This window comes from uncultured Arcticibacterium sp., from assembly GCF_964021845.1.
Taxonomy (GTDB): domain Bacteria; phylum Bacteroidota; class Bacteroidia; order Cytophagales; family Spirosomataceae; genus Arcticibacterium.
On sequence record NZ_CAXHZC010000006.1, the window covers coordinates 89,850 to 102,157 of the forward strand.

14 protein-coding genes are annotated in these 12,308 nt (G+C 36.8%); 7 read left to right on the forward strand and 7 right to left on the reverse strand.

Features of this window, described 5'->3' with window-relative positions; translation table 11 throughout:
• Position 1: 1 nt before the first annotated feature.
• The gene (locus AADJ06_RS16505) at positions 2-370 is read right to left on the reverse strand and encodes a Rid family detoxifying hydrolase (RefSeq protein WP_341227587.1); all 369 of its coding nucleotides are present in this window, start codon (positions 368-370) and stop codon (positions 2-4) included.
• Positions 371-417: 47 nt separating this feature from the next.
• Between AADJ06_RS16505 and AADJ06_RS16510 the strand changes: the two genes are divergently transcribed.
• Positions 418-1,053, forward strand: a complete 636-nt coding sequence (locus AADJ06_RS16510; protein WP_341227588.1) for a TIGR04282 family arsenosugar biosynthesis glycosyltransferase — start codon at positions 418-420, stop codon at positions 1,051-1,053.
• Here the strand turns inward: AADJ06_RS16510 and AADJ06_RS16515 are convergent.
• From AADJ06_RS16515 to AADJ06_RS16530, 4 genes are all read right to left on the reverse strand, one after another.
• Positions 1,050-1,880, reverse strand: a complete 831-nt coding sequence (locus AADJ06_RS16515; RefSeq protein WP_341227589.1) for a sugar phosphate isomerase/epimerase — start codon at positions 1,878-1,880, stop codon at positions 1,050-1,052. The two genes, AADJ06_RS16510 and AADJ06_RS16515, sit on opposite strands and share 4 nt — an antisense overlap.
• 40 nt (positions 1,881-1,920) lie before the next feature.
• Positions 1,921-2,460, reverse strand: a complete 540-nt coding sequence (locus AADJ06_RS16520; RefSeq protein ID WP_341227590.1) for a putative metallopeptidase — start codon at positions 2,458-2,460, stop codon at positions 1,921-1,923.
• A 285-nt stretch (positions 2,461-2,745) separates the two neighbouring features.
• Positions 2,746-3,192 carry an isoamylase early set domain-containing protein gene (locus AADJ06_RS16525; RefSeq protein WP_341227591.1) on the reverse strand — a complete coding sequence of 149 codons (447 nt, stop codon included), beginning with the start codon at positions 3,190-3,192 and terminating at the stop codon, positions 2,746-2,748.
• A 149-nt stretch (positions 3,193-3,341) separates the two neighbouring features.
• Positions 3,342-4,823, reverse strand: coding sequence for a DUF4301 family protein (locus AADJ06_RS16530; protein WP_341227592.1), 1,482 nt, complete (start codon positions 4,821-4,823; stop codon positions 3,342-3,344).
• Between the two features lie 121 nt (positions 4,824-4,944).
• On the opposite strand from AADJ06_RS16530, the gene AADJ06_RS16535 reads away from it, so the two are divergent.
• Together AADJ06_RS16535 and AADJ06_RS16540 are read left to right on the forward strand one after the other, a co-directional pair.
• The gene (locus AADJ06_RS16535; RefSeq protein ID WP_341227593.1) at positions 4,945-6,183 is read left to right on the forward strand and encodes a glutamate-5-semialdehyde dehydrogenase; all 1,239 of its coding nucleotides are present in this window, start codon (positions 4,945-4,947) and stop codon (positions 6,181-6,183) included.
• Positions 6,184-6,627, forward strand: coding sequence for a transcription elongation factor (locus AADJ06_RS16540; protein ID WP_341227594.1), 444 nt, complete (start codon positions 6,184-6,186; stop codon positions 6,625-6,627). It begins immediately after the preceding gene.
• On the opposite strand, the gene AADJ06_RS16545 is transcribed toward AADJ06_RS16540, so the two are convergent.
• The gene (locus AADJ06_RS16545) at positions 6,620-7,363 is read right to left on the reverse strand and encodes a glycosyltransferase family 2 protein (RefSeq protein WP_341227595.1); all 744 of its coding nucleotides are present in this window, start codon (positions 7,361-7,363) and stop codon (positions 6,620-6,622) included. The genes AADJ06_RS16540 and AADJ06_RS16545 overlap by 8 nt on opposite strands.
• 151 nt (positions 7,364-7,514) lie before the next feature.
• Between AADJ06_RS16545 and AADJ06_RS16550 the strand changes: the two genes are divergently transcribed.
• Genes AADJ06_RS16550 through AADJ06_RS16565 form a run of 4 tightly spaced genes read left to right on the forward strand, consistent with a single transcriptional unit; the run spans position 7,515 to position 11,303 of the window.
• Positions 7,515-8,561 carry a patatin-like phospholipase family protein gene (locus tag AADJ06_RS16550; RefSeq protein ID WP_341227596.1) on the forward strand — a complete coding sequence of 349 codons (1,047 nt, stop codon included), beginning with the start codon at positions 7,515-7,517 and terminating at the stop codon, positions 8,559-8,561.
• A gap of 51 nt (positions 8,562-8,612) precedes the next feature.
• Positions 8,613-9,395 (forward strand): DUF1080 domain-containing protein, encoded by a 783-nt coding sequence (locus AADJ06_RS16555; RefSeq protein WP_341227597.1) that lies wholly within the window; start codon positions 8,613-8,615, stop codon positions 9,393-9,395.
• 56 nt (positions 9,396-9,451) lie between these two features.
• The gene (gene prmC, locus AADJ06_RS16560) at positions 9,452-10,273 is read left to right on the forward strand and encodes a peptide chain release factor N(5)-glutamine methyltransferase (RefSeq protein ID WP_341227598.1); all 822 of its coding nucleotides are present in this window, start codon (positions 9,452-9,454) and stop codon (positions 10,271-10,273) included.
• Positions 10,274-10,328: 55 nt separating this feature from the next.
• Positions 10,329-11,303 carry a MoxR family ATPase gene (locus tag AADJ06_RS16565; RefSeq protein ID WP_341227599.1) on the forward strand — a complete coding sequence of 325 codons (975 nt, stop codon included), beginning with the start codon at positions 10,329-10,331 and terminating at the stop codon, positions 11,301-11,303.
• Here the strand turns inward: AADJ06_RS16565 and hemB are convergent.
• Entirely contained in the window at positions 11,300-12,280 is a 981-nt protein-coding gene (hemB, locus tag AADJ06_RS16570) for a porphobilinogen synthase (RefSeq protein ID WP_341227600.1), read from the reverse strand. The two genes, AADJ06_RS16565 and hemB, sit on opposite strands and share 4 nt — an antisense overlap.
• Between the last annotated feature and the right edge of the window lie 28 nt (positions 12,281-12,308).

A 12,308-nucleotide genomic window follows, 5' to 3' on the forward strand; every position in this document is an offset into this window, starting at 1 on the left:
ATTATAAAACTGCGATTAATGATATTTCAACATTAACGTCTTTAGGTAACTTAGATACTTCCACCGTTTCTCTGGCTGGCGGGTTTTCTATAAAATATTTTCCATATATTTCATTCACTACAGTAAATGAATCCATAGACTTTAAAAATATGCTGCATTTCACCACATTATTAAATGTCATCCCTGCAGCTTTTAAAACTTCTTCCAAGTTTTTCATAACTTGCTCTGTTTCTAATTCAAGATCTCCAGACAAAGAAGCTTGATAAGCTATTTGTCCTGAAGCATAAAGTGTATCTTTAATTAGAACCGCTTGCGAATACGGTCCGATCGGTTCTGGTGCTTTTTCCGTATATATGATATGTTTTTGCATTTCTATTGATTTTATTTGAACAAGACCTCTTACAAAACTAAACAGTATTGGAAAACGCCCTTCTTATTTTTATTAAAAATCCAGAATTAGGTAAAGCTAAAACAAGGCTTGCAGCTACTCTCGGTAAAGAAAAAGCCTTAGAAATTTACCTTAAACTTTTGGCACACACTAGAGAAATTGCCCTAAAGACCAAAGCCGAACGGCATCTTTTCTACAGTCAATTTATTGACAAAACAGATGCTTGGGATAATAAAAAATTCATAAAACATCTTCAAAATCCAAATCCGAACTTAGGCAACAAAATGCTTGCTAGTTTTGAACACTTGCTTAACTCAGGTATCAAAAGAGCCTTAATAATAGGCAGCGACTGCTTAGAATTAAATGCTACCATTGTAAACTCAGCATTTAGTGAATTAGCTAAACATGACACCATTGTAGGGCCAGCCAAAGACGGCGGATACTACAGCATAGGTTTCAATTTTGAAAAACTAGGACAAAGTGCCGCTTCAGTCTTAAGAGATACTTTTCTAAATAAAACATGGTCTCATGAGCATGTTTGCTATGAAGCCCTAGAAGCCTTTGACAAACACCATCTCTCCTACACCCAATTGCCTGTATTAAGCGATGTGGACGTAGAAGAAGATATTCAGGCCTATTTAGAGAAGTTAAAAGTTTTGGCTTAAACCATGTCAATAACACCTCTTACATAACCTACAGATTCCGCAAGTCCAATCATAGCATGATCTGCATCTTTTTCATATTCCATACCTAACACGCCATCATACTTAATCTCTTTTAAGGCTGCCAAAATGCTTGGTATATTCATTTTTCCACGTCCTACTTCCAATACTTTTCCATCAGGAACCTGCTCATTTACATCCTTAATATGAACATCATAAAGCCGGTCTTTAAACTTTTTCAATTCCATAGCTGGGTCTAAATTTAGTCTAAAGGTATGCCCTACATCTATACATAAACCAATTCGCTTATCAAGGTGCTTAATTTTATTGTAAACACTTTCTGGTGAGGGAAATATTTTATCCTCCGGTCCATGATTGTGAATAGCTAAAATAATGTCTGTTTCTTTTACTTTATTCTCTATTAAAGGAAGTAACTCATGATTTGGTGCACCAATAATCATTTTAAGACCAGCTGCCTTTGCATAGTTAAAATACTTGTCAACATCTTCTGGCGTTTTCATATACATCACACCTCCACCATAAAGATTTAAACCTCTAGCTTTAACTTTAGCGGTTATTTGTCTTAACTCCTCATCAGAAGACTCATAAGGCAAATGGAAACTTTTGAATGCTACATCCTTAATATTTAATCTTTGGCATATATCAATAAGCTCATCTAGGCTATACTTTCTTAAAGTATACGAAGCCAATCCCACCCTAAGCTTATGAGCACTAACTGGTGGTTTACTTAAAGACCTGAATGACAATGAGCTATAACCCAAAGCACCCACTCCAAGCGTCTTGAGGAAATTCTTTCTTGAAAAATTCATTTATTATATAATTGGTTGAATACTCTAAAATACGATTATTTCAATTCGCCCAGCTTGGAATCGTGTCTATATTTTCACTGAATAGTTCATCAATATAATATTGTCGACGAACGGTTTTGTTACAAGCACTAGGGTTATCTCCTATTACATATTCGCATGGCTGATATGGTCCATCCAAAATTAACGTCATAATGCTTTGGGGAGCTCCACTTGGAAAGAGTACCTCTTTATGCTCTCTATTTAATAAACAGTGCCCAAGCTCATGAAAAACTAGGGCTTCTTTATTTTGTTGAGGTTCTTGGGACCAGCAGTCAGAGGTCAAACTAATCAATACCCTCCTTTGCTGCTCCATATTTCCAGCTGGTCTTTCGCATTGCCCACAACGGTCTTCTTCAAGACTATCCACAAAATCTACAATAAGATTTTCTCGCTGAAGCTTTAATCCTCTGTTTTCAGCTTCTGTGTAAAACGTGTTCACATAAGTTTTGAGGCTATCATTAATACGATATTCAAAAACAAGAGCCTCTTTTTCGCAGCCCAGAGAAACTAAAAGAAGAAAAAACGAAAGAAGCCTTTTCATGTATTTCAATATTGTTTTGCCAATAAAGATACATACCAGAATAAAAGCTACACCCTAAAACAAAAAAAACCGAAGGCAATGCCTCCGGATTTTATATTCAACCCTATTGAAATAATATTATTTTCGCTTTCATTTTTAAGACGAACTAAGATTAATACTAGATTCTTTGTCTTAAAACTGACTGGTAAGAACATTTCTATTGAATTGTTTTCACTCAGCGATGTTTAAATCTTTTTTACTTTCTACAAGCTTAAAAACTTATAAAAAAATTCTCAAAACCTTTGACTATTTAGCCGAACTAGCTGCCTTCGCTTTCGCTGCTGGCTTAGTAGTTTTTGCAGCTGGTTTTGACGCCTTTGCCGCAGGCTTAGTAGCTTTTGCTACAGGTTTTGTAGTTTTAGCGGCTGGCTTCGCAGCTACCTTCTTTGTTGTCTTCTTCGCTACCGTTTTTGGCACTGAAATAACACAGTTATCTACTTGATAACTACCTACAAAACTATAATCGTCAGCGTTACCATCATTAACCCATCTACCATCATCAAGAAGGTATCTGTATTGGTAAGTTTGACCGGTTTCTAAAGAAACAGAACAACTTAATGAACCGTCTTTGGCTTTCTTAAGTTCTACACCGTTTCTAGTGTCCCAATTATTAAACTCTCCTACTAAAACACCAGTAGTAGCATCTCCTACTATTTCTGCTGCCAACGAAAAACTAACTTTCTTTTTAGCCATTGATTAAATAATTATTACGTTACAAATGTTGGAAAACCAAATTGAACAATTGAAAGAAAGATTAATTAAATGCAATAATTCTTCGAAAAGTACAATTCTTTAAAAAATACAATCAATTTAAAACAGATAAACCCCTGATTTTAGCTTATTTATTTAGGTTGATGCTCTTTTCTTAAGAGGTCATTTACTGTTTTGACAGGATTAAAAGTTATCAATGGTACCTCAACAAACAAAGTATTCCAATTTGCCATGGCTCCATTCCATAAACCTGGAAGCTCCTGAGCTTTAAGAGTTTTACCAGTCAGCGACTTTTCTGTTATAAATCCCGTTTTTGAATCTCTAAAAGTTAGAAGGTCAAACTTTTCTTTCTTAAAATCCTTAGTTGACACTATTAAATCCACTGGATTAAAGTGTGTGGCATTTTGGAAGATTTCAGACTGACTCTTGCTATTAAAATTTATTTGAGCCGACTCCACTACTTGTAAAGAAACAGATTCATCTGCATTTTGAGCCCAAAAAGGACCTCCACCTGGCTCACCTACATTCTTCACCATACCACACACCCTAATAGGTCTATTTACTTTCTCCTTGGCGTAAGCCAATTTATCTTCGTTTGACCAGTTTCTGAAACCTTTAGGTGGTACCACGCTCAGTTCGTTTTTCAAAAAGCTCAAGGCTTTCTGTCTTGTATAATCCGAAACCTCATCTTTATCTAAACGTTTCGCAAAATTGAAAAGCTTCTTTTGATAGGAAAGAAGTAAACCTGCTAAAGCCTTTTTATACTTTATTGTTTCTTCCTTTAAATGGTCTGGCACTACATTATCAATGTTCTTAATAAAGATAACATCGGCATCTTGCTCGTTAAGGTTTTCTAATAAAGCACCGTGGCCTGCAGGTCTAAAAAGCACAGAACCGTCTTCCTTCCTAAATGGCGTATTATCCATATTGACAGCAATAGTGTCTGTACTTTTCTTTTGAACAGAGAAACTGAATAGAAACTGTACACCAAATTTCTCTTCATAAGCCTTTTTCACATCAGTTATTAGAGCCTTGAACCTAGTTTTATGCTCAGGTGAAACAGTAAAATGTAATCTTACTCTTCCATTTCTGTTAGCATAAGAAGCACCTTCCACCATATGCTCTTCCACTGCAGTTCTAGTTCCATCTGGATATTCATGAAACTCTAAAAGTCCTTTTGGCAACGAGCCATAATCTAAACCCTCTGGATTTAATAAGCCTTCTAATAAACTTTGAGCGTCGGTTTTACCTTCTGTTACTTTTTTAAGGCTTTCTGCAAAAGCAAAACGATTAATCTCATTGACAAAGGTGTCAACCGCCTCAGTAGTCTTTCCTTCATCTTTTGCCGCAAAAAGTGTTTTAAACATTCTAGATGCTGCTCCAGAGGCTGGCACAAATTTTAATAATTTCTTTTTTGAAGCCTGCTGGTCAAAGAAATCAACCATCTCATTAACTTCGTTATTCTCTAGCTTTATAAGACCATCACCTATGGTGGCAGCTTTTTTCACTTTCAAAAACGGAAAACCATTTTTAAAGTTTTCAATCTGCTCTTCCACTATTTTTAAATCACTTCCTCTTTTAGCTATTTGGCTAAGATCTTTTTCTGAAAACATTGCAAAGGGTATTTAGGTCTGTAAAATTTGCTTTAAAAATAGCAATCATATCTCAGAAATGAAGGCTTATCCTTAAATGAACGAGTATTTTTTAAGACCTTTGAAAAAAAGAAAAAGCATTTTGGAAGAAATTTTTATCAATTGTAGAAAAGCGTCAAAGAGTTTGGCGTCATTGAGTTCGGAGCAGAAAGGAGACATTTTAAAAAGTCTTGCAGAAAAGATTGAAGCTTCTGTTGACAAGATCAAAGTTGAAAACAAAAAGGATCTTGACAGGATGGAAACCTCAGATCCTAAGTATGACAGGTTACTCTTAACGGATGCCCGTATACAAGGATTGGCTAATTCTCTTAGAGTAGTAGCCTCTTTAAAAGACCCAGTAGGAGAAGTTTTATTGAAGAAAACACTCCCTAATGGCTTAGAACTAGAAAAAATAGCCAATCCACTAGGTGTGGTCGGTATTATATATGAGTCGAGACCAAACGTAACTATCGATGTAGCGTCGCTTTGCTTACGTTCTGGAAATGCGGCAATACTTAAAGGTGGAAAAGAAGCACATTTCTCTAACACCATTTTGGTTTCGCTGATTCATGATGTATTGACAGCATTCAATATCCCTACCGAGGCAGTAACTTTATTACCAGCAGATAGAGCCTATACACATGAGCTTTTAAAAGCTGAAAAGTATGTGGATGTAATTATCCCAAGGGGTTCGGCAGGCTTAATAAACTTTGTAAGAAGCAATTCTTTGATTCCAACTATTGAAACTGGTGCCGGAGTTTGTCATACCTATGTAGAAAAAACAGCCGACTTAGACATGGCAGCTGCCATTATAGTGAATGCTAAAGTCACTCGTCCTTCGGTTTGTAACTCTTTAGATACAGCCATTCTGGACAAAGAGATAGCTGCTGAACTTATACCAAAAGTTTTAGCTGGCTTTAAAGAATTTAATGTTGAAGTTTATGCCGATGAAATAAGCTATAAAGCCTTTAAAGAGAATGGTTACGAATTACTTCAAAAAGCAGCTCCTGAAGACTTCGGTAGAGAATGGTTAGATTTTAAAGCCTCTTTTAAAGTAGTAGATGGTTTTGATGAAGCTTTAGAGCACATCGAAAAGAATTCGTCTCGTCACTCTGAAGCTATTATTACCGCTAACACGGAATTGGCAGAAAGATTTATACGTGATGTAGATGCTGCATCTGTTTACCATAATGCCTCCACCAGGTTTACCGACGGAGAGGAATTTGGTTTAGGTGCTGAAATTGGAATTTCTACTCAAAAACTACATGCAAGAGGACCATTTGCTTTAGAAAAGCTGGTAACAGAAAAGTGGGTTTTAAGAGGTAATGGTCAAATAAGATAAGTGAAGAGAAAACTTCTAGAACTAGCTAAAGCTAAAGTTGAAATAAGACTTAGCGAAGCAAAAAAAGCAATGGAAGCTGCACAAAACGCAGCAAACGAAGACACCAAAAGCTCGGCTGGAGACAAATTTGAAACCAGCCGAGCCATGGCTCACAACGACCTCAATTTATATTCCAGACAATGGCACGAAGCCAATTTAGACTGGAATATTCTAGAAAGTATTAATCCCGAAAAGGTCTTTGTACTGGCTGGCCAAGGCTCTTTGGTAGAAACTAGCATGGGACTATTTTTCCTTTGTATTAGTACTGGAATTTTAGAAGTTGACAAGAAAAAGGTAATGCTAACTTCATTGTTATCACCTATTGGCGAAGTTTTAAAAGGAGCAAAGAAAGGAGAAAAAGTAAACTTTAGAGGGAAAGAGGTAAAGATACTCTCGGTTAACTAAGCCACTGAAACACTTTTGATAAAGGCTTTTGCCAAAGGGTATACCATTTTGGTTTTAAGCCATTAACCTTCCATGCTCTTCGGTCCTCTTTATTGGCTCTTATTCTGTTTTTCAAAGAAACATTACTTACGCCTCCTGCTCTCATCTTCATTTGAACGCTTGGAATATAACTCGCACTTATCCCTTCCTTATAAAGCATACGAAGCATTAATTCATAATCGCCAGCTGATTTAAACTCTGGTTTGAAAAGACCAAATTGATTGTAATATTCTTTCTTTAGAAAAAAGGTAGGGTGTGGCGGCATCCATCCTTTCAGAAAATTAGATTTATCGTAGGATTTGGCTTGCCATTTTCTGGTTATTTTAGATGTGTCTTCTGCTTCCACATATTCTAAATCTCCATATACAGCTCCTGCACTAGAGCTTTCAAACGCAGCTACCACCCTAGAAATAACCCTATTATCTGGAAAAAAATCATCCGAATTAATTATTCCAATCACATCACCTGAGACTAGTTCAAGCCCCTGGTTCATAGCATCATAAATACCTTTATCAGCTTTTGTAACAACTGTGATTTGTCCTTCATATTTTGAGAGCAATTCCAATGTACCATCAGATGAGCCGCCATCCTTAACTACATATTCAATATTATCATAGTCTTGACTTAAAACCGTTTCAATAGTATGGCCAATAGTTTTGACAGAATTATAACAGACCGTGATTAAAGAGACTTTCATTAAATATTGAATTGCAAAACTTGCGTTCAAAAACCGAATAAAACTAAAATAGATTTTACTTTATACTTTCGTTAACAAAGGTAGCTTTAAGTCATGAAACATTTTTTAATAGAATTACATTATTATAGCAAGATATTGTTTAATTGAGAATATGAACTTCATTAAAAAACTCTTCCTTCTCCTTTTCATTACGAGTGCCCCCGCCTCTGCCCAGAAGTACAATTATAAAAACTTAGTGATGGAAGGTGGCGGAATAAAAGGCATAGCCTATGGAGGAGCCATGCTTGAATTAGAAGAAAAAGGCATTCTGAAAGACATTGTCCGCGTGGCAGGAACCTCCGCTGGAGCTATCCAAGCAAGTTTATTGGCCGTAGGCTATTCTGCTACCGAAATTTCAGACATAATTGCCAATACTCCTGTAGAATCATTTAACGATGATGGATTTATCTCACGAGGAACCAAAAGGCTTTTTAATGATTTTGGTTGGTTTAAAGGAGATAGTTTTTTAGCCACCATGGAGCAGTTAATATTTGAAAGGACAGGAAATAGAAACCTAACATTCAAAGACTTACATTTATTATCAACTACGTATCCTTTTAGAGATTTATATGTGGTGGGAGCAGATTTGACAGAACAGAAGTCAGTTATATTTTCGCACGAAACTTATCCTAATATGCGAATTGCTGATGCTGTCAGAATTTCCATGTCTATTCCTATTTATTACAAAGCCTTATGGGTAAACTGTGATGGAAAAATAATAGAAAACCCAACAGCCGAAGATAAGTGTCACCTTTTTGTAGATGGTGGAATATTAATGAATTACCCCATTGAAATATTTGATAACACTCGTTTTCTGAGCAATCAGCCCTCCCCTGAAAAATACGTTTTCAACAAAGAAACTATAGGTTTGCGTTTAGACCGAATGGAGCAAATAAACCAAGAAGTAAAAAACGGAAGTGGTATAGCTCCTTATGAAATTACGGACTTTAATTCATACGTCTCAGCACTTTCTAGCATTCTAATGAGAAACGTAAGTCCTGCTCATCCAGAAGATGTGCACAGAACCATTTTCATAAACGACTTGGGCATGAGCCCCAGGGTTAGAAAAATACTGCCAGACGAAAAGAAACTAATGATGGAAAGTGGTAGAAAAGGTGTTCAGGACTTTTTGACTCGTACAAATCTAGTGACAGATTAAACAATCTTTTGTAGCTTTGAAGCCTTAAAATTTAACAAAAACTCTATTCCTATGATACGTAAGCAAAACATACTTTGCCTGGCTTTAATGGCCACTTCTATAACCGGATTTGCACAATATTCTAGCACTCCGCCTGAAGTATCTCCTATGCCGATGAAACCTGAAATGACAGAAATCTGGGAACCAGAAGTACAAGTAGTTACCCCTGCTAAGAAATTAGGAGATGCCCCTTCTGACGCTGTCATCCTTTTTGACGGAAGTAATTTAGACCAATGGGTAAGTGCAAAAGACGCTACCAAACCAGCACCTTGGACCATTGTGAATAACGACCACTTAGAGGTTAAACCTGGCTCTGGTGGCATTCAAACTAAAATGAAATTTAGTGACATTCAGTTGCACATAGAATTTTCTGCTCCTGATAAAGTAGAAGGCGTGAGTCAAGGAAGAGGAAACTCAGGCTTGTTTCTTCAAAACAGATATGAACTTCAAATCTTAGATTCTTATCAAAACAGAACTTACCGTAACGGACAAGCTGGAGCCATTTATAAAGATGTAGCTCCTTTGGTAAACGCAATGCGTGGCCCATTAGAGTGGAACACATATGATGTTATATATACTGCTGTAAGGTTTAAGCCGGATGGCAGAGTGGACGCTCCTGCAAGAATTACAGTGCTTCATAATGGTGTTTTGGTTCAGAACAATACAACAATAGCTGGCTTGACTAACTATATTGGATTGCACATGTACACGGACGCTCATGGTGCAGACGTGATTTCACTTCAAGACCATGGAAATAAAACGCAGTTTAGAAATATCTGGTTAAGAAACCTATAAGACATTTTCAAAGGAAAATAAAAAACTTGGGAAGGCTAATGCCTTCCCTTTTTTTAATGGCAACAGTTAAGGCAAATAACATTTTCAGGTTCTGTATCAATCAATTAAACATTGACGAAAAAGAAGCTATTACCTATATTTTATTGGAAGATGCGTACGGAATCACCAAAACAGATATACTTCTAAACAAGGTATTCAACCTTAAACAAGAACTTTTAGAAGGACAATTAAAAAGGTTAAATGCTCAAGAGCCAATTCAGCAAATAGTGGGCTTTACTTATTTTAGCAGCAGAAAGTTCAAAGTCTCAAAAGATGTATTAATTCCAAGACCAGAGACCGAAGAGATCATTGATTTAGTCAAAGATTTTGACTCACCTAAACCCTCTATTATAGACATTGGCACTGGGAGTGGCTGCATTGCCATAACACTAGCTTTAGAAATACCGAATGCTACTGTAAGTGCACTAGACGTTTCTAAAAACGCCCTTAAAATAGCGAAGCAAAATGCCGAAGACTTAAAAGCAAATGTAACCTTTATAGAAGCAGATTTTCTAAGCTATGATGAAGGGAACTTTGATATGATAGTGAGTAACCCACCCTACATAAAGAACTCTGAACGGGAAGAAATGTCTAAAAACGTTTTAGACTTTGAGCCAGCACTAGCTCTTTTTGTTGAAGATGAGAATCCTTTAATTTTTTATACAACTCTAGCCAAATATGGCAAAAAACATTTAAATAAAGAGGGCTTTATCTGCGTTGAGATTAACTCTTATTTAGGTCAAGAAACCAAAGAAGTCTTTATCCAAGAAGGTTTCAGAGATGTTAAATTGATAAAAGATTTTTATGATAAAGACCGCTTCGTAACCGCAAAAAGCTAAGTCAATATCGTTTTTAGTAACGAATTGATTAATTTCACAAAATTTCAAGATTTCAATGGCAGAAAACCAGCACCTTCAGGAAAAGATAAGAAGCGTTTTTGAAGAAGTTCAAAAAGTAGTGGTAGGACAAGATTATTTAGTCAACCGTCTTCTCATTGGACTTTTTACCGGAGGACACATTTTATTAGAAGGGGTACCGGGTTTGGCCAAAACTAAAACTATTAACACACTAGCTCAGGTTTTAGACCTTGGCTTCAAGCGACTTCAATTTACACCTGACTTATTGCCTGCCGATTTGATTGGAACCATGATTTATAATCAAAAGTCTGGTGATTTTGAGGTAAAAAAAGGACCTATCTTTTCGCAACTAATACTGGCAGATGAGGTTAACCGAGCACCTGCCAAGGTTCAGTCTGCCCTGCTAGAGGCCATGGCCGAAAAACAAGTGACCATAGGCTCGGAAACCTATCAGCTAGACCGTCCATTTTTAGTAATGGCTACGCAAAATCCAGTTGAGCAAGAAGGAACTTACCCCTTACCAGAAGCTCAGGTTGACAGGTTTATGATGAAGGTCTTTGTTAACTACCTTGACAAAAACAGCGAATTAGAGGTAATTAGAAGAATGACCAATTTAGATTGGCATTACGAACCTCAAAAAATATTAACGGCGGAAGACATTCTTGAAATACGAAGCGAAATAAACAAGGTAAACATCTCTGATATGTTAGAAAGATATATCATTGAGCTCGTTTTTGCTACTCGTTTTCCAGCAGACTACGGACTAGAATTAGAAGCAAATTACGTACAGTTTGGTGTTTCTCCACGAGCTGGAATTGCTCTTTATAATGCGGCAAAAGCCACAGCCTTTTTTGATGGTAGAGATTATGTATTGCCAGAAGACATTAAGCCTCTGGCTAAAGACGTTTTTGGACACAGAATTATCTTAAACTATGAAGCTGACGCCGACGGCGTAACTACCGAACAAATTATTGAGAAAATACTAAAAACTGTGGCTATAGCTGGGCGTTAATTTTTATTCAAAACAGCTGCAGCCTCTTTAGCAAAATAGGTCAAAATAACGCTTGCACCTGCCCTTTTCATACTTAGCAGCATTTCCATCATTGCTTTTTCACCGTCAATCCAGCCATTATTTGCAGCAGCTTTTATCATGGCATATTCGCCTGATACGTTGTAAGCCGTTATCGGAATACTGAAATTGTCGTTAAGCGATTTTATTACATCTAAATAACTAAATGCAGGCTTTACCATTATCATATCAGCCCCTTCGTTTATATCCAATTCCGCTTCTAAAAGAGCTTCTTTGCTGTTAGCCGGATTCATTTGATAGGTCTTTTTATCGCCGAATTTCGGAGCAGATTCCAATGCATCTCTAAAAGGACCGTAAAACGCAGAAGCATACTTAGCGGTATAAGCCATAATACTTACCTCTTCAAAACCCTCCGCATCTAATGCATTTCTTATGGCTTCTATTCGGCCATCCATCATGTCTGACGGACCGATAATATCAGCACCGGCTTTTGCCTGAGCCACGGCCATTTTACATAGTACCTCCACGGTTTCGTCATTTAAGATTTTACCATCTTCCACTATGCCGTCGTGCCCATCAGAACTATAAGGATCCATGGCTACGTCAGTCATGATAGCTAGTTCAGGAAACTTTGCCTTTATGGCACTTAAGCTTTCCAAATAAAGCGTACCTTCTTGATGGCTTTCCGTAGCGTATTTGTCTTTTTTAGACTCTGGATAATTAGGAAAAAGGCAAATACATTTAATTCCTAAAGCCACCACTTCTTCTAATTCAATCAGAAGTGTGTCCAAAGAAAACCTAGAAATGCCAGGCATCGATTTAATTTCTTCTTTTTTACCAGTACCTCCCGTCACAAACATTGGAAAGATAAAATCATTAACCGATATGCTATTTTCAGCTACCATTGACCTTATGGCTTCACTTTTTCTATTTCTTCTCGGACGATGTAATAAATTCATAGTTTCTGATTTTTGACCCCACAAAGGT